This is a genomic window from Klebsiella sp. RHBSTW-00215, assembly GCF_014103785.1.
Taxonomy (GTDB): Bacteria; Pseudomonadota; Gammaproteobacteria; order Enterobacterales; family Enterobacteriaceae; genus Klebsiella.
On sequence record NZ_JABXQS010000001.1, the window covers coordinates 2548221 to 2569872 of the forward strand.

At 52.3% G+C, this 21652-nt stretch carries 18 protein-coding genes; 11 read left to right on the forward strand and 7 right to left on the reverse strand.

Features of this window, described 5'->3' with window-relative positions:
* Positions 1–11: 11 nt before the first annotated feature.
* The 7 genes from HV127_RS12135 to leuL all read right to left on the reverse strand — a co-directional run bounded on the left by HV127_RS12135 (position 12) and on the right by leuL (position 8193).
* Positions 12–875, reverse strand: coding sequence for a shikimate dehydrogenase (locus HV127_RS12135; RefSeq protein WP_110272577.1), 864 nt, complete (start codon positions 873–875; stop codon positions 12–14).
* Positions 876–885: 10 nt separating this feature from the next.
* A complete protein-coding gene (locus HV127_RS12140) occupies positions 886–2919 on the reverse strand; it encodes an FAD-dependent oxidoreductase (RefSeq protein ID WP_182236315.1) in 2034 nt (677 codons plus the stop codon).
* 410 nt (positions 2920–3329) lie between these two features.
* Positions 3330–3935 carry a 3-isopropylmalate dehydratase small subunit gene (gene leuD, locus HV127_RS12145; protein WP_182236317.1) on the reverse strand — a complete coding sequence of 202 codons (606 nt, stop codon included), beginning with the start codon at positions 3933–3935 and terminating at the stop codon, positions 3330–3332.
* Positions 3936–3945: 10 nt separating this feature from the next.
* Positions 3946–5346, reverse strand: a complete 1401-nt coding sequence (gene leuC / locus HV127_RS12150; protein WP_182236319.1) for a 3-isopropylmalate dehydratase large subunit — start codon at positions 5344–5346, stop codon at positions 3946–3948.
* Positions 5347–5348: 2 nt separating this feature from the next.
* Positions 5349–6440, reverse strand: a complete 1092-nt coding sequence (gene leuB / locus HV127_RS12155; protein WP_110272573.1) for a 3-isopropylmalate dehydrogenase — start codon at positions 6438–6440, stop codon at positions 5349–5351.
* Positions 6440–8011 (reverse strand): 2-isopropylmalate synthase, encoded by a 1572-nt coding sequence (gene leuA, locus HV127_RS12160; protein WP_110272572.1) that lies wholly within the window; start codon positions 8009–8011, stop codon positions 6440–6442. The genes leuB and leuA overlap by 1 nt, the downstream gene beginning before the upstream one ends.
* A gap of 95 nt (positions 8012–8106) precedes the next feature.
* On the reverse strand, positions 8107–8193 hold the full coding sequence (gene leuL / locus HV127_RS12165; protein WP_110272571.1) for a leu operon leader peptide: 87 nt from the start codon (positions 8191–8193) through the stop codon (positions 8107–8109).
* Between the two features lie 605 nt (positions 8194–8798).
* Between leuL and leuO the strand changes: the two genes are divergently transcribed.
* The 11 genes from leuO (at position 8799) to mraY (ending at position 21651) form a co-directional block, all read left to right on the forward strand.
* A complete protein-coding gene (leuO, locus tag HV127_RS12170; RefSeq protein WP_112215534.1) occupies positions 8799–9767 on the forward strand; it encodes a transcriptional regulator LeuO in 969 nt (322 codons plus the stop codon).
* 390 nt (positions 9768–10157) lie between these two features.
* Positions 10158–11882, forward strand: coding sequence for an acetolactate synthase 3 large subunit (ilvI, locus tag HV127_RS12175; protein ID WP_182236321.1), 1725 nt, complete (start codon positions 10158–10160; stop codon positions 11880–11882).
* Between the two features lie 2 nt (positions 11883–11884).
* Positions 11885–12376 (forward strand): acetolactate synthase small subunit, encoded by a 492-nt coding sequence (gene ilvN / locus HV127_RS12180; protein WP_110272568.1) that lies wholly within the window; start codon positions 11885–11887, stop codon positions 12374–12376.
* A gap of 180 nt (positions 12377–12556) precedes the next feature.
* Complete coding sequence (cra, locus tag HV127_RS12185; RefSeq protein ID WP_112215532.1) at positions 12557–13561, forward strand: catabolite repressor/activator; 1005 nt, start codon at positions 12557–12559, stop codon at positions 13559–13561.
* A 639-nt stretch (positions 13562–14200) separates the two neighbouring features.
* Positions 14201–14659, forward strand: a complete 459-nt coding sequence (mraZ, locus tag HV127_RS12190; protein ID WP_110272565.1) for a division/cell wall cluster transcriptional repressor MraZ — start codon at positions 14201–14203, stop codon at positions 14657–14659.
* Position 14660: 1 nt separating this feature from the next.
* Positions 14661–15602 (forward strand): 16S rRNA (cytosine(1402)-N(4))-methyltransferase RsmH, encoded by a 942-nt coding sequence (gene rsmH / locus HV127_RS12195; RefSeq protein WP_182236323.1) that lies wholly within the window; start codon positions 14661–14663, stop codon positions 15600–15602.
* Positions 15599–15964, forward strand: a complete 366-nt coding sequence (gene ftsL, locus HV127_RS12200) for a cell division protein FtsL (protein WP_110272563.1) — start codon at positions 15599–15601, stop codon at positions 15962–15964. The genes rsmH and ftsL overlap by 4 nt, the downstream gene beginning before the upstream one ends.
* Before the next feature lie 15 nt (positions 15965–15979).
* A complete protein-coding gene (locus tag HV127_RS12205) occupies positions 15980–17746 on the forward strand; it encodes a peptidoglycan glycosyltransferase FtsI (protein ID WP_182236325.1) in 1767 nt (588 codons plus the stop codon).
* Entirely contained in the window at positions 17733–19220 is a 1488-nt protein-coding gene (murE, locus tag HV127_RS12210) for a UDP-N-acetylmuramoyl-L-alanyl-D-glutamate--2,6-diaminopimelate ligase (protein ID WP_182236327.1), read from the forward strand. Before HV127_RS12205 ends, murE begins: the two co-directional genes overlap by 14 nt.
* A complete protein-coding gene (gene murF / locus HV127_RS12215) occupies positions 19217–20575 on the forward strand; it encodes a UDP-N-acetylmuramoyl-tripeptide--D-alanyl-D-alanine ligase (protein ID WP_182236329.1) in 1359 nt (452 codons plus the stop codon). Before murE ends, murF begins: the two co-directional genes overlap by 4 nt.
* Complete coding sequence (gene mraY, locus HV127_RS12220) at positions 20569–21651, forward strand: phospho-N-acetylmuramoyl-pentapeptide-transferase (RefSeq protein ID WP_110272559.1); 1083 nt, start codon at positions 20569–20571, stop codon at positions 21649–21651. The genes murF and mraY overlap by 7 nt, the downstream gene beginning before the upstream one ends.
* The last annotated feature ends 1 nt before the right edge of the window (position 21652 follow it).

Genomic DNA, 21652 nt, shown 5'->3' on the forward strand with positions numbered 1-21652 from the left:
GCGCCCCATCCTTAAAAAAGGATACTTTTGACGTGTTCAACCGGCATTTCTTTGCCCGTCCAGATTTCAAAAGCGCGCGCACCTTGCCAGAGCATCATGCCCAGACCGTTGATGGTGCGGCAGCCTTTTTTCTCAGCCACTTCCAGCAGATACGTTTTGCGTGGGTTATAAACCACGTCAGAAACGATCAGGTCCGGACGCAGGAAGCTGTCGTCAGGCAGCAGCATCTGGCCTTCAAACGGTTTCATGCCAACGCCGGTCGCGTTAGTAAGAATGACGCTGCTGTCGATCTCGGCGCGCAGTTTGTCATGATCGTCCAGGTCGAACAGATGGATCGCACAGTTGGTGTTATTACGGATCTTGGCGACGGTTTGTTCTGCGTTGGCGAAGAATTTATCTTTACGGTTGAAGATGGAGATCTCTTTGACGCCATCCAGCGCGGCCTGTACGCAGAGCGCGGTTGCCGCGCCGCCTGCGCCTAATACGGTCATTTTTTTGCCGATGATATCGATGCCTGCTTCAGACAGCGCGCGCATATAGCCGGTGCCATCGGTGATGTGACCCGTTAACACGCCGTTGTCGTTCACCACGGTATTCACCGCGCCAACCAGTTCTGCTGCCGGGGAGAGCTTATCCAGATACTGGCAAATCTCGGTTTTGTTCGGCATAGAGACGTTGCAGCCGCGCAGTTTTAGCGCCCGAAAGCCCTGTACGACATCTTTCAGCTCCTCATTACCCACTTCAAAAGCCAGGTAAACATAGTCCAGCCCCAGTTTGGCAAAGGCTTCGTTATGCATTGTCGGTGACATGCTGTGGCGAATCGGAGTTGCAATCAGGCCAATCAGCTCAGTGTGTCCAGTAATACGTTCTGCCATGATAAAATCCTCAATATGTTAGAAATGGAATTTTTGTAGATTCGCGGTTACCCAGAGCACCCATGTCTTCCAGGGTGTCCAGCACGTTGCGCCCCTCGCGCACACCATCAATGATTCGCCGGGCCATCAGGCTGTCGCCGATGTTCATTATTTTTACGTTATTGGCTCTGGCCCATTGTTCAATCTCATTGAGACCGGTGGTATTGGCGCGCATTCCCAGGCAGACGAAGCCGTAATCAAAGGGAATGTCAAAGGTGCTATCCGCGTTTTTAACTGTGAAGTGCGTTGGAGTAACGGCAACCAACTGCGTTTGCATGTGCTGTTCCACGTGATGTTCATCAAGCATGGTCAACATGGCATTTTTAGTGATGATGTCCAGGTCGCGGCCCGCTGACTCCTGCATTTCGATAAGTACTGCGCTGGCACCGCGTGCGGAGAAATATTCGATGACGTCCAGACCGACGGCACCTGCGCCGACGACAGCAATGCGTTTACCTTTCGCATCGGCAAACTGGTCCAGATGATGAATCATATTGGTAATCGAAAAGACGCTGCCGCCTTCGACATCAATGTTCTCGCGCAGCCCTTCAATTGGTGGCAGCAGGGGAACCGAACCGGTCGCATTGACAATTAAATCAGGGTGCAGGGCGGAAACCGATTCAACAGTGGCGCGTTTGCCGACCTGTAGCATCAGGTTATCCAGCGAGGCGATACGGTTTTTCATAAACTGCGGGAAATCGGCAATACGCTTTTTCTCTGGCAACAGAGAGATCTCGCTGGCCAGCCCGCCGATGCTGTGTTTTTCCTCAAGCAGCCAGGTGTGGCAGCCGACTTCGGCCGCGGTACAAGCCGCTTCCATTCCCGCCGTGCCGGCGCCGATGACCACCACGTTGGTGTCGCGGTTCACACGCTGCTGTTTGTAAGCGTCGCCGTGGATAATATCCGGGTTGATAGAGCAACGCAGCGGGCGAGAGCGGGCGATACGGTGATCCGCGCAGCCAATGTTGCAGGAGATGCATTTGCGCATCAGGCGCTCGTTACCGCTCTGGACTTTTTGTACCCATTCTGGCTCGGCGATAAGCCCGCGGCCAATCGCAATCAGGTCGGCATCACCGCTGGCGATAATGTCTTCGGCGACTTTTGGTGAACGAATGTTGCCTGCAATAACCGTTGGTTTGTGGAATTTGTCGCGAACCGCGCGGGAGAGATAACGCTTCCAGCCATCCTCCAGAGACATCTGGTCAATCTGGAAATTCAGGTTGTCGTTTTGCGCGGCGGAGACGTTGATAATATCGACTTTGTCCTGGCACAGTTCGAGGATGCACAGCGAATCTTCGAGCGTATTTCCGCCTTCTAAGAAATCATCAGCGCTAATACGTAAGCTCACCGGAAAACGTGGCCCTACGCAGGCGCGCACTTTATCAACAATTAAGGTTAATATTCTGGCGCGATTTTCTATACTGCCGCCAAATTCATCGGTGCGTTTATTAAACAGCGGCGATAAAAACTGGCTAATTAAATAAGAGTGACCAGCGTGAATTTCCACACAGTCAAAACCTGCCCGGCGTACGCGCTCTGCGGCATCGCCAAATTTACTCACGGCGTGATAAATTTCATCACGCGTCATCGGGCGCGGAATATTGCCATTCTTTTTCGATGGTGTGCTGGAAGAGGAAAGCGGCATTTCACCATTCAGACGATAAGCATAAGCTGAAGCGCCGGCATGGTTTAATTGGATACCGACGCAGGCACCGTGTTTATGCAGGGTTTCGGTTAATTTGAACAGTCGTGGAATATATTGATCGTTATCGATACGCAGCTGCGTTGTGCCATTAGAAGCGAAAGGAAAATCGATACAAATATTTTCGATAGTGATGAGTCCGGTGCCACCACGCGCGCGTAACTCATAGTATTCAATCTGTTCCTGAGTGACTTCACCGTTCAGGCTGGCCAGGTTAGTCCCCATTGGCGGCATGATGATACGGTTTTTTATGGTCATCCCGTTAATGGTCAACGGGGAAAAAAGGTGGGGGTAGTGGCTCATATGCTCTCTCCACTGGATGCCTGATGGTCGCCGTACGGCGATCCTGGCCTGTCCAAAGTTAATATTTCTCTATGGGGAAAGATAACGAGGCGCCAAATGGAAAAACAATGCTTTTTTTTGCGTAGAGCTATAGTGTGCTTCTATGAAATTAACGTTTTAGTTACATGTTTGTATTCTTATCTTAAATATCTCAAGCGATTTTTTACTTGTACTTGTGAATTGACACAATAAAAGGAGGGGAATGATTGAATAAATGCCCAATTGATAAATATTTATTTTCCTGGCTTTAAATATTTCTATATATCAGGCCGAGCAATATCGATATATGTGCGCCAGATCTCATTTTTCTACTGAGGAAAACAAAAAAGCCCGGCGCAAAGACCGGGCTGAGAGGTGAACTGCGCGTGGTTTTAATTCATAAAGGCGGGTTGTTTATTCTCGTAAGTAGAGATTGCATCTTCATGCTGCAGCGTCAAGCCGATGCTGTCCAGGCCATTGAGCATGCAGTGACGGCGGAAAGCATCAATTTTAAAGCTGTAGGATTTATCGCCCGCTTTAACCACTTCAGCTTGCAGATCAACTTCAAATGTAATGCCTGGCTGCGCCTGAACCAGCTTAAACATTTCATCGACCTGTTCGTCGCTCAAGGTGACCGGCAGCAACTGGTTGTTGAAACTGTTGCCATAGAAGATATCGGCAAAGCTTGGGGCGATAACGACTTTAAAACCATAGTCGGTCAACGCCCACGGCGCATGCTCACGAGAGGAGCCGCAGCCAAAGTTTTCTCGCGCCAGCAGAATCGACGCTCCTTTGTACTCAGGAAAGTTCAGCACGAATTCCGGATTCGGCTGCTCACCTTTGTCATCAAGGAAGCGCCAGTCGTTAAACAGGTGTGCACCAAAGCCGGTACGAGTGACTTTTTGCAGAAACTGCTTTGGAATGATTGCATCGGTGTCCACGTTCGCGGCATCCAGCGGAACCACCAGGCCGGTATGTTGGGTAAATTTCTCTGCCATGATGGTTTCCTTATTTCAAGCTACGGATGTCGGCGAAATGGCCGGTAACGGCTGCCGCTGCGGCCATTGCCGGGCTGACCAAATGGGTGCGTCCGCCACGGCCCTGACGGCCTTCAAAGTTACGGTTGCTGGTGGATGCACAGCGCTCACCCGGGTTCAGGCGATCGTTGTTCATTGCCAGGCACATGGAGCAACCCGGCAGACGCCATTCAAAACCGGCCTCGATAAAGATCTTATCCAGGCCTTCCGCTTCGGCCTGCGCCTTCACTGGGCCAGAACCTGGTACAACCAGCGCCTGAACGCCCGGAGCCACTTTGCGACCTTTAGCGATTTCCGCTGCGGCGCGTAAGTCTTCGATGCGAGAGTTGGTACAGGAGCCGATAAAGACTTTATCAATCGCCACTTCAGTTAACGGCACGCCAGACTTCAGACCCATATACGCCAGCGCTTTTTCAGCACTCGCACGTTCTACCGGATCGGTGAATGATGCCGGGTCCGGAATAATGTCGGTAACGGAGATAACCTGGCCTGGGTTTGTTCCCCAGGTGACCTGTGGGGCAATCTCTTCTGCTTGCAGAGTGACAACGCTATCAAAAGTCGCGCCATCGTCGGTGGTCAGGGTCTTCCAGTATGCGACCGCATCGTCAAAATCCTGGCCTTTGGGCGCGTGCAGACGGCCTTTCACATAGTCAAAAGTCGTTTGGTCAGGCGCTACCAGGCCCGCTTTGGCGCCCAGTTCAATGGCCATATTGCACAGGGTCATACGACCTTCCATGCTTAAATCACGAATAGCTTCGCCGCAGAATTCGACAACGTGCCCGGTACCGCCAGCGCTGCCGGTTTTACCAATAATCGCCAGTACGATATCTTTTGCCGTGATGCCTGGAGCCGCTTTACCCTTGACTTCAATTTTCATGGTTTTAGCGCGACCCTGCTTGAGGGTCTGGGTCGCCAGCACGTGCTCAACTTCTGAGGTGCCGATACCAAAGGCCAACGCACCGAATGCGCCATGAGTCGCCGTGTGGGAATCGCCACAGACGATAGTCATACCCGGCAGGGTAACGCCCTGTTCCGGCCCCATCACGTGGACGATGCCCTGGTAAGGGTGGTTCAGGTCATACAGTTCAACGCCAAACTCTTTGCAGTTTTTAATCAGTTCCTGCATCTGGATGCGCGCCATTTCACCGGACGCATTAATGTCCTTGGTTTGCGTTGAAACGTTGTGATCCATGGTGGCGAAGGTTTTACCCGGCTGGCGTACCGGGCGGTTGTGGGCGCGCAGGCCATCAAATGCTTGCGGCGAGGTAACCTCATGAACCAGATGACGGTCGATGTACAACAGCGGGGTTTCGTTTTGCGCTTCATAAACGACATGAGCATCAAACAATTTTTCGTATAACGTCTTCGCCATGATTACACCCCTTCAGCGACATAGCGGGCAATGATATCGCCCATTTCATCGGTACCGACCGCTGCCGCACCGCGAGCTAAATCGCCGGTACGCACGCCTTCTTCTAATGCACGGTTGATCGCATTCTCAATTGCCGTTGCCGCGTTATCGGCATCCAGGCTGTAGCGCAGCAGCAGCGCCAGCGACAGGATCTGCGCGATCGGGTTAGCGATGTTTTTGCCTGCGATATCCGGAGCGGAGCCGCCGGCTGGTTCGTACAGGCCGAAACCTTGCTCGTTGAGGCTGGCGGATGGCAGCATGCCCATAGAACCCGTGATCATGGCGCACTCATCGGACAAGATGTCGCCAAACAAGTTGGAGCACAGCAGAACGTCGAACTGAGACGGATCTTTAATCAGCTGCATGGTGGCGTTGTCGATGTACATATGTGCCAGTTCAACATCAGGATACTGCTTGCTAATTTCACTGACGATTTCGCGCCACAAAATAGAAGACTGCAGCACGTTGGCTTTATCAATAGAAGTGACTTTGTGACGACGCTTGCGGGCAGACTCAAACGCAATGTGAGCGATACGCTCAATCTCAAAACGGTGATACACCTCGGTATCAAACGCTTTCTCGTGCTGGCCACTGCCTTCACGACCTTTTGGTTGGCCGAAGTAGATGCCGCCGGTCAGTTCACGAACGCACAGAATATCGAAACCGTTGGCGGCGATATCCGCACGCAGCGGGCAGAACTCTTCCAGACCCTGGTACAGCTTGGCTGGACGCAGGTTGCTGAATAATTTGAAGTGTTTACGCAGCGGCAGCAGCGCGCCGCGCTCCGGCTGCTCTGCAGGCGGCAGGTGTTCCCATTTCGGGCCACCAACTGAACCAAATAAAATCGCATCAGCCTGCTCACAGCCTTCTACGGTCGTCTGTGGTAACGGAGTGCCCTGACGGTCGATGGCGATGCCGCCGACGTCATGTTGACTGGTGGTAATGCGCATATCAAAACGGTTGCGAACAGCTTCCAGTACTTTCATCGCCTGGTTCATGACTTCCGGGCCAATACCATCACCTGGCAAAACAGCAATATGGTAATTCTTCGACATTACACGGTTTCCTTATTGTTCTCTTTATTCTGAGCTTTGCGTTGCAATTCTTTCTCGACTTCGGCGGCGCGCCAGATGTTGTTCAGGACGTGAACCATGGCTTTCGCGGATGATTCCACGATATCCGTTGCCAGACCCACGCCGTGGAAGCGACGTCCGTTGTAGGTAGCCACGATATCCACCTGACCCAGCGCATCTTTGCCCTGACCCTTGGCGTTCAGATCGTATTTAACCAGCTCAACCTCATAGCCGGTGATACGGTTAATCGCCTGATAAATGGCATCTACCGGGCCATTGCCGTTGGCGGCTTCAGCTTTGGTTTCTTCACCACAGGCCAGCTTCACGGACGCGGTCGCGATATCGCTGGACCCGGACTGGACGCTGAAGTAGTCCAGGCGGAAATGTTCTGGCTCTTCTTGCTGCTTGTTAATGAAGGCTAAAGCTTCCAGATCATAATCAAACACCTGGCCCTTTTTATCCGCCAGCTTCAGGAAAGCGTCATACAGATGATCCATGTTGTAGTCGCTTTCTTTATAGCCCATCTCTTCCATACGGTGTTTCACCGCGGCACGGCCTGAACGAGAAGTCAGGTTCAACTGAACCTGGTTCAGACCGATAGATTCCGGGGTCATGATTTCGTAGTTTTCGCGATTCTTCAGCACACCATCCTGGTGAATACCAGAGGAGTGAGCGAAGGCACCGGTACCGACGATGGCTTTGTTCGCGGGGATCGGCATATTACAAATCTGGCTAACGGTCTGGCTGGTGCGCCAGATTTCGTTGTGATTAATGCGGGTGTGCACATCCATGATGTCTTTGCGCACTTTGATAGCCATGATCACTTCTTCCAGCGAGCAGTTACCTGCGCGCTCGCCGATGCCGTTCATTGCGCCTTCAACCTGACGAGCGCCGGCGTGAACCGCAGCGATGGCGTTACCGACCGCAATGCCTAAATCGTCATGAGTGTGGACGGAGATAATCGCTTTATCGATATTAGGAACGTGTTCATACAGACCGGTAATGATATTGGCGAATTCGAACGGCATGGTGTAGCCAACGGTGTCCGGGATGTTGATAGTGGTTGCGCCAGCGTTGATCGCCGCTTCAACGACGCGCGCCAGATCGGCAATTGGCGTACGGCCAGCATCTTCACAGGAAAACTCAACGTCGTCAGTGTAATTACGTGCGCGCTTCACCATATAAACCGCGCGCTCAATCACTTCGTCCAGGGTGCTGCGCAGCTTGGTGGCGATATGCATCGGTGAGGTGGCGATAAAAGTATGAATGCGGAACGCCTCGGCCACTTTTAAAGATTCTGCCGCTACATCAATATCTTTTTCAACACAGCGGGCCAGCGCGCAAACGCGACTGTTCTTAATGTTGCGAGCGATGGTTTGTACGGACTCAAAGTCGCCCGGAGAAGAGACCGGAAAACCGACTTCCATCACATCAACGCCCATACGCTCCAGGGCCAGAGCAATTTGCAGCTTCTCTTTCACACTCAGGCTGGCCTGTAAGGCTTGTTCGCCGTCACGTAAGGTTGTATCGAAAATAATGACTTGCTGGCTCATGGTTTAAATCCTTAGTCTGTGTCCGGGCGCCTTGCTGACGAGCATAAAAAAACCCGCGCATCGGCGCGGGTTTTATAGTCTTGCTGGAAGATGACTTAACGATGAACGTCGCCCAACAGCCTACCGCGCAAAATGGATGCGTTTAGTAGTAGTAGGCTGAGGAAGCGAGTGGTGCAAATCATTGCGTCATACTCCAAATGAAATCGTTATGCTTTTAGAGTTACTGGATATGGCGTTTAATGTCAACACTCGGAAGAAGAAAACGTCTTTTTGCCTGAGCAGTGAATTAGCTAATTGTGCTAGAGATCGCGCTTTTTGACCGATGATCCTTTTTTGGATGTTGCTCCTCGCTGTGTGACTGTCAACATTTGATAAGTTTTCTTTTCACTTACGCTCTCATTTCCTGTGCGTTGTGGCTAGATGATATCTTAATGAAAATTATGAATTTATTTATTGTGTGAATGTTTTTGTGTGAATGTGGATAGATTATCAATGATAAATAAACGTTAACTTTAAGGGTGACTTAAATAGATACTTTAATAATGCTTAAATTATAGTTAACCATTACTGTTGTTGTTTATTTTTAATATTTATGGGTAAACTTAATACCATCAAGTAAACGATATGGTTTAAGTGGTTTCGGTACTTTCAATCGCGCGGATTTTTCGTCGCCACTCATAACCTTGATATATTCCTAAAATTCATCTTTGCCCTTTTGCAAATGTCATATGCATGATAAATGATATTCTCAGAATTAATTACTGCACTTTGGCAAAGGGAATTTAGCGTGACAGTGGAGTTAGATATGTTAATTGAAGGTACTGAATATAAAGCTGCCCCAGGGGCAGAGATCACTAAACCTCAACTGCGTATGGTTGATCTCAATCTACTTACCGTTTTTGATGCGGTGATGCAGGAACAAAACATCACCCGTGCGGCACATTCTTTGGGAATGTCCCAACCAGCGGTCAGTAATGCGGTATCACGTTTAAAAGTGATGTTTAATGATGAGCTGTTTGTTCGCTACGGACGCGGCATCCAGCCTACAGCACGTGCTTTCCAGCTATTTGGCTCAGTACGTCAGGCACTGCAATTAGTACAAAATGAATTACCAGGTTCTGGCTTTGAGCCGCTCAGTAGTGAACGTGTTTTCAATCTGTGTGTCTGCAGCCCGTTAGATAACTATTTGACTTCCGTTATCTTTAATAAAGTTGGCGAAATTGCGCCGAACATTCATTTGGTTTTTAAATCAGCATTGAATCAAAACACTGAGCATCAATTGCGTTATCAGGAAATTGAATTCGTTGTTGGTTATGAAGAGTTTCGTCGTCCTGAGTTTGCTTGTGTTCCATTATTTAAAGATGAAATGGTGCTGGTTGCCAGTCGGAAGCATCCGCGTATTTCCGGGCCGTTAATGGAAACGGATATTTATCAGGAAGAACATGCGGTGGTTGCTCTCGACCGCTACGCATCATTTAGCCAGCCATGGTATGACTCTGCTGATAAACAATCTCGCATTGCGTATCAGGGAAATGCGATGGTCAGCGTATTAAATGTTGTTTCGCAGACCAACATGGTTGCAATTGCACCACGCTGGCTGGCGACTGAATTTGCCGATAAGCTGGATCTACAAATATTACCTTTGCCGCTGAAAGTGAATAGCCGCACCTGCTATCTCTCATGGCACGAAGCAGCGGGCCGCGATAAAGGCCATCAGTGGATGGAAGAATTACTGACGAGTATTTGCCAGCGCTAAATTGTCGCTAAACAAACGGGGGCTTCGGCTCCTGCTTTGTGTGACAAAAGTCATCAAATGCAGAATTTTATTCTGTTTATCCTCGTCGGTGGCCATCGACATCAGATGAAAAATGGATGATTTACTGTAGTTGGTAATTTTATCCGAGTATTGACCATCATATTTTCTTATCCCTGAAGTTTTTCACCGCTTTTCTTCTTAGAATCTTTCTTTTCTTCTATTAATGCTTGCAGTGTGGCGGCGGTGGCTAATTGCCTGCCCGTTGGCGAGCAGTTATGGTAAAGGCATGCAGTCTATTCACCTCACTGCGGAGCCTTTTGCTTCGTATTGTGCGAGCGCGCGGAAATTGGATTCCGCTGTCGTTAAAAACAATAAGCCGGGAGGCAAACCATGGAGATGTTGTCAGGAGCCGAGATGGTCGTCCAGTCGCTAGTCGATCAGGGCGTCAAGCAAGTGTTCGGTTACCCCGGGGGCGCAGTCCTCGATATCTATGATGCGTTACATACCCTTGGTGGTATCGATCATATTCTGGTTCGCCATGAACAAGCCGCTGTTCATATGGCTGATGGCCTGGCCCGTGCGACAGGCGAAGTCGGCGTGGTGCTGGTGACATCGGGGCCAGGAGCCACGAACGCGATTACCGGCATTGCGACGGCCTACATGGATTCTATTCCGCTGGTGATTCTTTCCGGACAGGTTGCGACCTCTTTGATTGGTTACGATGCTTTTCAGGAGTGCGATATGGTGGGGATTTCCCGACCGGTGGTTAAGCACAGCTTTCTGGTTAAGCAAACCGAAGATATCCCTGGCGTCCTAAAAAAAGCCTTTTGGCTGGCGGCGAGTGGACGTCCTGGTCCGGTGGTGGTTGATTTGCCGAAGGATATTTTGAACCCGGCGAAAAAGCTGCCTTACACCTGGCCAGTTACGGTCAGCATGCGCTCCTATAATCCGACGACAACGGGCCATAAAGGGCAGATTAAGCGTGCGCTGCAAACGCTGATTACGGCAAAAAAACCGGTCGTTTATGTTGGCGGTGGGGCGATTAATGCGAAATGTGAGCCGCAGCTATATACCCTGATTGAGAAACTGAAGCTGCCCGTCGTTTCTTCGCTGATGGGGCTGGGCGCTTTTCCTGCATCGCATCAGCAGGCATTAGGGATGTTAGGTATGCATGGCACCTATGAAGCCAACATGACCATGCATAACTCTGATGTGATTTTCGCTGTTGGCGTGCGCTTCGACGATCGTACGACGAACAATCTGGCAAAATACTGTCCGAACGCGACGGTGCTGCACATTGATATTGATCCCACTTCGATTTCAAAGACCGTTCCCGCCGATGTTCCTATCGTTGGTGATGCGCGTCTGGTGCTGGAACAAATGCTGGAGCTACTCGAACACGAGGAGTCTCTACAGCCGTTAGATGAAATTCGCGACTGGTGGCAGCAGATTGAACAGTGGCGCGCGCGTCATTGTCTGCAATACGACACCCAAAGCGGCAAGATCAAACCGCAGGCGGTTATCGAGACTATCTGGCGTCTGACTAACGGCGATGCGTACGTGACGTCTGATGTTGGCCAGCACCAAATGTTTGCAGCACTCTATTATCCTTTCGACAAACCAAGGCGTTGGATTAATTCCGGCGGGCTGGGGACCATGGGGTTTGGCTTACCCGCAGCACTTGGCGTGAAGATGGCGCTACCGGAAGAAACGGTTGTCTGCGTCACCGGCGACGGCAGTATTCAGATGAATATTCAGGAGCTGTCTACCGCGTTGCAATACGATCTTCCTGTGTTGGTACTGAATCTGAACAACCGTTATCTCGGAATGGTTAAGCAGTGGCAAGATATGCTCTATTCTGGCCGTCATTCACAATCTTATATGGAATCGCTACCCGATTTTGCCCGCGTAGCGGAAGCCTATGGTCATGTCGGGATTCGTATTAGCGACCCACAGGAGCTGGAAGCGAAGCTGACTGAAGCGCTGGAGCAAGTACGTAACAATCGCCTGGTTTTTGTCGATGTGACGGTTGACGGCAGTGAGCATGTATACCCTATGCAGATTCGCGGCGGTGGTATGGACGAGATGTGGCTGAGCAAAACGGAGAGGACCTGATTATGCGCCGGATATTATCAGTATTGCTGGAGAATGAATCGGGTGCATTATCCCGCGTGATCGGTCTCTTTTCGCAGCGTGGCTATAATATTGAAAGCCTGACGGTAGCACCGACGGACGATCCGACGCTGTCCAGGATGACGATTCAAACCGTTGGTGATGAGAAAGCGATAGAGCAAATAGAAAAGCAATTACATAAGCTGGTGGACGTTTTACGCGTTACTGAGCTTGGGCAGGGCGCGCACGTTGAGCGAGAAATTATGCTGGTGAAAGTCCAGGCCAGCGGTTATGGGCGCGATGAGGTCAAGCGCAACACGGAGATTTTCCGTGGGCAAATTATCGATGTGACACCGTCTATTTATACCGTTCAACTGGCGGGCACTAGCGACAAGCTGGATGCGTTCCTGGCTTCACTGCGCGATGTTGCGCGAATTGTGGAAGTGGCTCGCTCCGGCGTGGTCGGATTGTCGCGCGGCGACAAAATCATGCGTTGAGTCGCTGAAACTGATGTAAAAATAGCCCGACACCGCCTGTCGGGCTATTTTTTTGCGAAATCGGTGGGAACTGTGGACTAAAGCGGTTGCTGTGCTCACTTTTCTGCGCTTAGATGTTATAAAAATGAATCCATACCTGAAGAATGGTTATGTTCTGTACTTATTACCCAAGGGGCAATTGTGAAACTGGATGAAATCGCCCGGCTGGCCGGTGTCTCGCGAACCACCGCTAGCTATGTGATTAACGGTAAAGCGAAGCAGTATCGCGTTAGCGATAAGACTGTTGAAAAGGTGATGGCGGTTGTTCGTGAGCACAACTATCACCCGAATGCGGTCGCTGCGGGCTTGCGTGCAGGACGCACGCGTTCCATTGGTCTGGTCATTCCGGATCTGGAAAATACCAGCTATACGCGCATCGCTAATTACCTGGAGCGTCAGGCGCGTCAGCGCGGCTATCAGTTATTGATTGCTTGTTCTGAGGATCAACCGGATAACGAAATGCGCTGTATTGAGCACCTGCTACAGCGTCAGGTTGATGCCATTATCGTTTCTACCTCGCTACCGCCTGAACATCCGTTCTATCAACGCTGGGCCAATGATTCCTTCCCGATTGTCGCCCTTGACCGGGCGCTCGATCGTGAACACTTTACTAGCGTTGTTGGTGCCGATCAGGACGATGCTGAAATGCTCGGCGCAGAATTACGTAAATTCCCTGCTGAAACGGTACTGTATCTTGGTGCGTTACCGGAGCTATCGGTGAGCTTCCTGCGCGAGCAGGGCTTCCGTACGGCGTGGAAAGACGATCCGCGAGAGGTGAATTACCTCTACGCCAACAGCTATGAACGCGAAGCAGCGGCACAGCTATTCGAGAAGTGGCTGGAAACGCATCCCATGCCGCAGGCGCTGTTCACGACATCATTTCCGCTGTTGCAGGGGGTGATGGATGTCACTCTGCGTCGTGAAGGGAAGCTGCCTTCTGAACTGGCTATTGCGACTTTTGGCGATAATGAGCTGCTGGATTTCCTCCAGTGTCCGGTGTTAGCCGTTGCTCAGCGCCATCGTGATGTTGCTGAACGCGTACTGGAGATTGTGCTCGCTAGCCTTGATGAACCGCGCAAGCCAAAGCCGGGCTTGAGCCGCATCCGGCGCAATCTGTATCGCCGTGGTAGTTTGAACCGTCGTTAAACATATCGGCAGTATGCGGTTAGGATTATTCGCAGGTTGTTCGCCAGACGGATACTCGTCTGGCGATAATCCGAACAAATGACGTAAATATTTTTTGGCTGAATATCTTTCAGACAAATCCCTAAACTTCTTTACGTATTATTTTTGTTTTATTAGGACCCATTGCCTTTTTGTATCAAGTGCGTGCATGAAAAGCGCCGCAGGTTTTTATTCGTATTATTTTGTTACATTCATTTGGTTATTTGCTGAATTAACAATCATTTTATGCCCGTGCTCCCCCTCATTCCTCTGTACCCCGCGGCAAACGTGCTTCTCTGACAACAACTGGTGCTGTTAACGGACATCAGAATGGCCTAAAATGCCGCTCGCGTCGCAAACTGACACTTTATATTTTCCCCGCGAAGATATTTTGCTGCTTTTAACTGTTACAAGTTTGTTGGTTGTTTTCTTACCGATATTCATAACGTTAATTTGCTTCGTTTGTTGGGTGATTTTCCATCAGGGTGAATATCGGCTGTAAATAATGGGTTTTTGAGCTCTGTTAGCATCCGTGCTGGCTTGACAAGCTTTTCCTCCGCTCCGTAAACTCCTTCTTGTGGGAATTTGTGGGTTAAAGTGGCGAAAAGGGGTGAGGCTGGCATGTTCCGAGGGGCAACGTTAGTCAATCTTGACAGCAAAGGCCGTCTGGCCGTACCGACGCGTTACCGCGACGGGCTGATCGAGGACGCTTCCGGTCAATTGGTTTGCACCATTGACATTCATCACCCATGCCTGCTGCTTTACCCCTTGCCCGAATGGGAAATCATCGAGCAAAAATTGTCGCGTTTATCGAGCATGAATCCCACTGAGCGGCGCGTGCAGCGTTTGCTTCTGGGGCATGCCAGCGAATGTCAGATGGATAATGCCGGGCGACTATTGATTGCCCCGGTGCTGCGGCAACATGCCGGGCTGACAAAAGAAGTGATGCTGGTCGGGCAGTTCAATAAATTTGAGCTGTGGGATGAAACGACCTGGTATCAACGGGTCAAGGAAGATATCGACGCTGAGCAGTCCGCATCCGGGGAACTGTCGGAGCGCCTGCAGGACTTGTCTTTGTAAAATGATGGAAAATTTTAAACATACTACGGTACTTCTGGATGAAGCCGTCAACGGCCTGAATATTCGTCCGGATGGTATCTACATTGATGGAACCTTTGGTCGCGGCGGTCACTCGCGTCTGATTCTCTCCCAACTGGGAGCGGAGGGACGTCTGCTGGCAATCGATCGCGATCCGCAGGCTATCGCCGTCGCGAAGACCATCGATGATCCGCGCTTCTCCATCATTCATGGTCCTTTCTCTGCGCTTGCTGATTATGTTAGCGAGCGCGAACTTACTGGCAAGATCGATGGGATTCTGCTCGATCTTGGCGTTTCCTCTCCGCAACTTGATGACGCTGAACGCGGTTTTTCGTTTATGCGCGATGGCCCGCTGGATATGCGCATGGATCCAACTCGCGGTCAATCTGCCGCCGAGTGGCTACAAACCGCCGATGAAGCCGATATCGCCTGGGTGATTAAAACCTTTGGCGAGGAGCGTTTTGGTAAACGTATTGCCCGCGCCATTGTTGAGCGCAACCGTGTGGAGCCGATGACGCGAACTAAAGAGTTGGCGGAAGTTGTGACGGCCGCCACCCCGGTAAAGGACAAATTCAAACATCCCGCGACCCGTACCTTCCAGGCGGTGCGCATTTGGGTGAACAGTGAACTGGAGGAGATAGAGCAGGCGCTAGAAAGCTCGCTCAGCGTGCTGGCTCCGGGTGGGCGGCTCTCAATCATCAGTTTCCATTCGCTGGAAGACCGTATTGTGAAGCGCTTTATGCGTGAACAAAGCCGCGGTCCGCAGGTTCCGGCTGGATTACCGATGACCGAAGAGCAGCTCAAAAAACTGGGCGGCCGTGAGTTAAGAGCACTAGGCAAGTTGATGCCGGGTGAAGAAGAGGTAGCTGAAAATCCTCGTGCCCGTAGTTCAGTTCTGCGTATTGCAGAGAGGACGAACGCATGATCGGCAGAGTGACAGAAGCCCTAAGCAAGGTTAAAGGGTCGATTGGAAGCAACGAGCGCCATGCTTTGCCTGGCGTGATCGGAGACGACCTTCTGCGGTTTGGGAAGCTGCCACTCTGTCTGTTCATTTGCATCATTGTTACAGCGATTACGGTGGTGACAACGGCGCACCATACTCGCCTGTTAACGGCACAGCGTGAACAGCTGGTTCTGGAACGTGACGCGCTGGACATTGAATGGCGCAACCTGATCCTTGAAGAGAACGCCTTGGGCGATCATAGTCGGGTTGAGCGGATCGCGACGGAGAAGTTGCAGATGCAACACGTTGATCCATCACAAGAAAATATCGTTGTACAGAAATAAGGATTATTGCGACGCATGAAAGCAGCGCCGAAAACGCCAAAAGCAAAACGTCAGGAAGAACAAGCCAACTTTGTCAGTTGGCGTTTTGCGTTGTTATGCGGCTGTATTCTGCTGGCGCTGGGCTTCCTGCTGGGTCGCGTGGCCTGGCTGCAGGTGATTAGCCCGGATATGCTGGTACGTCAGGGCGATATGCGCTCTCTGCGCGTACAGGAAGTTTCCACCGCGCGTGGGATGATTACCGACCGCTCTGGTCGCCCGCTGGCGGTGAGCGTGCCGGTAAAAGCGATTTGGGCTGACCCGAAAGAGCTACACGATGCTGGCGGCGTCACGCTGGATAATCGTTGGAAAGCGCTGGCCGATGCGTTGAATATGCCGCTGGATCAGCTGGCATCGCGTATTAATACCAACCCGCGAATGCGTTTCATCTATCTGGCGCGTCAGGTGAACCCTGATATGGCCGATTACATCCGCAAGCTGAAGCTACCGGGGATTCATTTGCGTGAAGAGTCTCGCCGCTACTACCCGTCAGGAGAAGTAACCGCTCACCTTATTGGCTTCACCAACGTGGATAGCCAGGGGATTGAGGGCGTCGAGAAGAGTTTCGATAAGTGGCTTACCGGCCAGCCTGGCGAACGTGTCGTGCGTAAAGACCGCTATGGCCGCGTGATTGAAGATATCTCTTCTACCGACAGCCAGGCGGCGCATAACCTGGCATTGAGTATTGATGAACGCCTGCAAGCACTGGTTTACCGCGAGCTGAATAATGCCGTGGCGTTTAACAAAGCGGAGTCAGGCACTGCGGTTCTGGTTGATGTGAGCACCGGCGAAGTGCTGGCGATGGCCAACAGCCCCTCTTACAACCCGAATAATTTCGCCGGTACCGCCAAAGATACTATGCGTAACCGCGCCATCACCGACGTGTTTGAACCAGGTTCAACGGTGAAGCCGATGGTAGTAATGACGGCGCTCCAGCGCGGTATCGTTAACGAAAATACCGTGCTGAATACCATTCCATACCGAATTAACGGCCACGAGATTAAAGACGTGGCGCGCTATAGCGAATTGACCCTGACCGGGGTACTACAGAAGTCGAGTAACGTCGGTGTTTCCAAGCTGGCGTTAGCGATGCCGTCCTCAGCGTTAGTAGATACTTACTCACGTTTTGGACTTGGAAAAGCGACCAATTTGGGGTTGGTCGGAGAACGCAGTGGCTTATATCCTCAAAAACAACGGTGGTCTGACATAGAGAGGGCCACCTTTTCTTTCGGCTATGGGCTAATGGTAACGCCGTTACAGTTAGCGCGAGTCTACGCAACGATTGGCAGCTATGGCATCTATCGCCCGCTGTCGATTACCAAAGTTGATCCACCGGTTCCGGGCGAGCGCGTCTTCCCGGAATCACTCGTTCGTACCGTTGTTCACATGATGGAAAGCGTGGCGCTGCCTGGCGGCGGCGGCGTGAAGGCGGCGATCAAAGGCTATCGCATCGCCATTAAAACCGGTACGGCGAAGAAAGTAGGACCAGATGGTCGCTACATCAACAAATACATTGCTTACACCGCAGGCGTTGCGCCCGCCAGCCATCCGCGTTTCGCACTGGTGGTGGTGATCAACGACCCGCAGGCGGGTAAATACTACGGCGGCGCCGTTTCCGCGCCGGTCTTCGGTGCCATCATGGGCGGTGTCCTGCGCACCATGAACATCGAGCCGGATGCGCTGGCAACGGCTGAGAAAAGTGAATTAGTCATTAATCAAGGCGAGGGAACAGGTGGCAGATCGTAATTTGCGCGACCTTCTCGCTCCGTGGGTGCCAAATGCGCCGGAGCGAATTCTGCGGGAAATGACGCTGGACAGCCGGGTGGCTGCTTCTGGCGATCTTTTTATCGCGGTTTTGGGTCATCAGGCGGACGGGCGTCGTTATATCCCGCAGGCGATAGCGCAAGGTGTTGCTGCCATTATTGCTGAGGCCAAAGATGAGGCTGATGACGGCGAAATCCGTGAGATGCACGGCGTGCCGGTCATTTACCTGAGCCAACTCAATGAGCGCTTATCCGCGCTGGCCGGGCGTTTTTACCATCAGCCTTCGGAACAGCTGCGCCTGGTTGGCGTTACCGGGACGAACGGCAAGACCACCACCACTCAACTGTTGGCGCAATGGGCGCAACTGCTTGGCGAAACCAGTGCGGTGATGGGTACGGTAGGCAATGGTCTGCTGGAGAACGTGATCCCGACAGAAAATACTACCGGTTCAGCGGTGGATGTGCAGCACGTACTCTCCGGCCTGGTAGGGCAGGGGGCGACGTTTGCCGCGATGGAGGTTTCCTCCCATGGCCTGGTGCAGCATCGTGTTGCCGCGCTGAAGTTTGCCGCATCGGTCTTTACTAATCTGAGTCGCGATCACCTCGATTACCATGGCGATATGGAGCATTACGAAGCGGCGAAATGGCTGCTCTATTCAACGCATCATTGCGGTCAGGCGATCGTCAACGCTGACGATGAAGTGGGCCGCCGCTGGCTGGCGAAGCTGCCGGATGCGGTTGCTGTTTCAATGGAAAACCATATTAATCCGAACTGCCGGGGCCGCTGGCTCAAAGCAACCGCTGTGAATTATCACGATAGCGGTGCAACCATTCAGTTTGAATCCAACTGGGGCAACGGTGAGATCGAAAGCCGCCTGATGGGCGCGTTTAACGTCAGTAATCTGCTGTTGGCGCTGGCAACGCTGCTGGCGTTGGGGTATCCGCTGGCTGAACTGTTAAAAACCGCTTCTCGTCTGCAACCGGTTTGCGGGCGAATGGAAGTGTTCAGCGCGTCGGGTAAACCGACCGTTGTGGTTGATTATGCCCATACGCCTGACGCCCTGGAAAAAGCGCTGCAGGCAGCGCGTCTGCACTGTAGCGGCAAGCTGTGGTGTGTGTTTGGCTGCGGCGGAGACCGCGACAAAGGCAAGCGCCCGTTGATGGGCGCTATCGCCGAAGAGTTTGCCGATATTGTGGTTGTCACCGATGACAATCCGCGCACTGAAGAGCCGCGGGCGATCATCAACGATATTCTCGCTGGCATGCTAGATGCGGGCCACGCGAAAGCGGTGGAAGGCCGTGCGGAAGCGGTCACCAACGCGGTAATGCAGGCAAAAGAAAACGATGTGGTGCTGGTGGCAGGTAAAGGCCATGAGGACTACCAGGTCGTCGGCAATCGCCGACTGGATTACTCTGACCGCCTCACCGTGGCGCGTCTGCTGGGAGCGGTAGCATGATTCGCTTGACTCTCAGCCAGCTTGCCGACGTGACGCGCGGTGAACTGCGCGGTAGCGATGTGGCGATTGATGAAGTTACTTCAGATACCCGCAAGATCACAGCAGGCTGTCTGTTCGTGGCACTGAAAGGCGAGCGCTTTGATGCGCATGATTTTGCCGAGCAGGCAAAAGCCGCAGGTGCCGGCGCATTGTTAGTCAGTCATCAGCTGGCGTGCGATCTACCGCAGGTGGTGGTGAAAGATACGCGTCTGGCCTTCGGCGAACTGGCCGCGTGGGTGCGCCAGCAGGTTCCGGCGCGAGTTGTTGCACTGACTGGTTCTTCCGGAAAAACCTCGGTCAAAGAGATGACCGCCGCGATTCTCAGCCAGTGTGGCAACACGCTGTATACCGCAGGCAATCTGAATAACGATATCGGCGTCCCGATGACGCTGCTGCGCCTGACCAAAGAACATGATTACGCAGTTATCGAATTAGGTGCTAATCACCAGGGCGAAATAGCCTGGACCGTCAGCCTGACGCGACCTGAAGCCGCGTTAGTCAACAATCTTGCCGCCGCGCATCTTGAAGGTTTTGGTTCGCTGGAAGGTGTTGCCAAAGCCAAGGGCGAAATTTATACCGGTCTGCCGGTCAATGGCATTGCCATTATGAACGCCGATAACAATGACTGGCTGAACTGGCAAAGCGTGATTGGCGAACGTAAAACGTGGCGCTTTTCGCCGAATGCCGCTAATAGCGATTTTACGGCGACTAACGTTCATGTGACCTCGCACGGTACTGAATTTACCCTGCAAACCCCAACGGGCAGCGTTGATGTACTGCTGCCGTTGCCGGGTCGTCACAACATCGCCAATGCGCTGGCCGCCGCTGCGCTGTCAATGGCGGTAGGCGCAACGCATGAGGCGGTTAAAGCTGGATTGCGGGATCTGAAAGCGGTACCGGGGCGTCTGTTTCCGATCCAACTGACCGACAGCCAGCTCCTGTTGGACGATTCATACAACGCAAACGTCGGCTCGATGACCGCCGCGGTGCAGGTTTTGTCTGAGATGCCGGGCTACCGGGTGCTGGTTGTTGGCGATATGGCCGAGCTCGGCGCAGAAAGCGAGGCGTGCCATCGTCAGGTAGGCGAGGCGGCGAAAGCGGCTGGTCTCGATTGCGTGTTGAGCGTCGGAACGTTGAGTTCAGATATCAGCAGCGCCAGCGGTGTTGGCGAACATTTTAGCGAGAAGGCCGCGCTGTTAGCTCGTCTGCGCGAGCTTATTGCAGAACACAAAATTATGACCATTTTAGTGAAGGGTTCACGTAGTGCCGCCATGGAAGTGGTAGTACGCGCATTACAGGAGAACGGAACATGTTAGTATGGCTGGCCGAACATTTGGTCAAATATTATTCAGGCTTTAACGTCTTTTCCTACCTGACGTTTCGCGCCATTGTCAGCCTGCTGACCGCGCTGTTCATCTCTCTGTGGATGGGACCGCGCATGATCGCCCGTCTGCAAAAACTCTCTTTCGGCCAGGTTGTGCGCAACGATGGCCCGGAGTCACACTTTAGCAAGCGCGGTACTCCGACGATGGGCGGGATCATGATCCTGACCGCTATTGTTGTCTCCGTACTGCTGTGGGCCTATCCGTCCAACCCTTACGTCTGGTGCGTGCTGACCGTGCTGATCGGCTACGGCATCATCGGCTTCGTTGACGACTACCGCAAAGTGGTGCGCAAGGATACTAAAGGCCTTATCGCCCGCTGGAAATACTTCTGGATGTCAGTGATTGCGCTTGGCGTCGCCTTTGCGCTGTATATGGCGGGCAAAGATACGCCAGCGACTCAACTGGTGGTCCCATTCTTTAAAGACGTGATGCCGCAGTTGGGTCTGTTCTATATCCTGCTGGCCTATTTTGTCATCGTTGGTACGGGTAATGCAGTCAACCTGACCGATGGCCTTGATGGTCTGGCGATTATGCCAACCGTGTTTGTGGCGGCGGGCTTTGCGCTGGTGGCCTGGGCGAGCGGTAACATGAATTTTGCCAGCTATCTGCACATTCCTTATCTACGTCATGCGGGTGAATTGGTGATCGTCTGTACGGCGATTGTCGGTGCGGGTCTGGGCTTCTTGTGGTTTAACACTTACCCGGCACAGGTCTTTATGGGTGATGTTGGCTCGCTGGCCCTCGGCGGCGCGCTGGGCATCATCGCCGTGCTGCTGCGCCAGGAGTTCCTGCTGGTGATTATGGGCGGCGTTTTCGTCGTAGAAACGTTATCGGTGATTTTGCAGGTCGGCTCCTTCAAGCTGCGTGGACAGCGCATCTTCCGTATGGCGCCGATTCACCATCACTATGAATTGAAGGGCTGGCCGGAACCGCGCGTTATCGTGCGCTTCTGGATTATTTCGCTGATGCTGGTGCTGATTGGCCTGGCGACGCTGAAGGTACGTTAAT

Excerpts from the sequence above, each read along its gene's own strand:
- HV127_RS12135 (WP_110272577.1), bottom strand. The coding sequence starts at position 875 with ATGGCAGAACGTATTACTGGACACACTGAGCTGATTGGCCTGATTGCA.
- HV127_RS12140 (WP_182236315.1), bottom strand. The coding sequence starts at position 2,919 with ATGAGCCACTACCCCCACCTTTTTTCCCCGTTGACCATTAACGGGATG.
- leuD (WP_182236317.1), bottom strand. The coding sequence starts at position 3,935 with ATGGCAGAGAAATTTACCCAACATACCGGCCTGGTGGTTCCGCTGGAT.
- leuC (WP_182236319.1), bottom strand. The coding sequence starts at position 5,346 with ATGGCGAAGACGTTATACGAAAAATTGTTTGATGCTCATGTCGTTTAT.
- leuB (WP_110272573.1), bottom strand. The coding sequence starts at position 6,440 with ATGTCGAAGAATTACCATATTGCTGTTTTGCCAGGTGATGGTATTGGC.
- leuA (WP_110272572.1), bottom strand. The coding sequence starts at position 8,011 with ATGAGCCAGCAAGTCATTATTTTCGATACAACCTTACGTGACGGCGAA.
- leuL (WP_110272571.1), bottom strand. The coding sequence starts at position 8,193 with ATGATTTGCACCACTCGCTTCCTCAGCCTACTACTACTAAACGCATCC.
- ilvI (WP_182236321.1), top strand. The coding sequence starts at position 10,158 with ATGGAGATGTTGTCAGGAGCCGAGATGGTCGTCCAGTCGCTAGTCGAT.
- ilvN (WP_110272568.1), top strand. The coding sequence starts at position 11,885 with ATGCGCCGGATATTATCAGTATTGCTGGAGAATGAATCGGGTGCATTA.
- mraZ (WP_110272565.1), top strand. The coding sequence starts at position 14,201 with ATGTTCCGAGGGGCAACGTTAGTCAATCTTGACAGCAAAGGCCGTCTG.
- rsmH (WP_182236323.1), top strand. The coding sequence starts at position 14,661 with ATGATGGAAAATTTTAAACATACTACGGTACTTCTGGATGAAGCCGTC.
- ftsL (WP_110272563.1), top strand. The coding sequence starts at position 15,599 with ATGATCGGCAGAGTGACAGAAGCCCTAAGCAAGGTTAAAGGGTCGATT.
- HV127_RS12205 (WP_182236325.1), top strand. The coding sequence starts at position 15,980 with ATGAAAGCAGCGCCGAAAACGCCAAAAGCAAAACGTCAGGAAGAACAA.
- murF (WP_182236329.1), top strand. The coding sequence starts at position 19,217 with ATGATTCGCTTGACTCTCAGCCAGCTTGCCGACGTGACGCGCGGTGAA.
- mraY (WP_110272559.1), top strand. The coding sequence starts at position 20,569 with ATGTTAGTATGGCTGGCCGAACATTTGGTCAAATATTATTCAGGCTTT.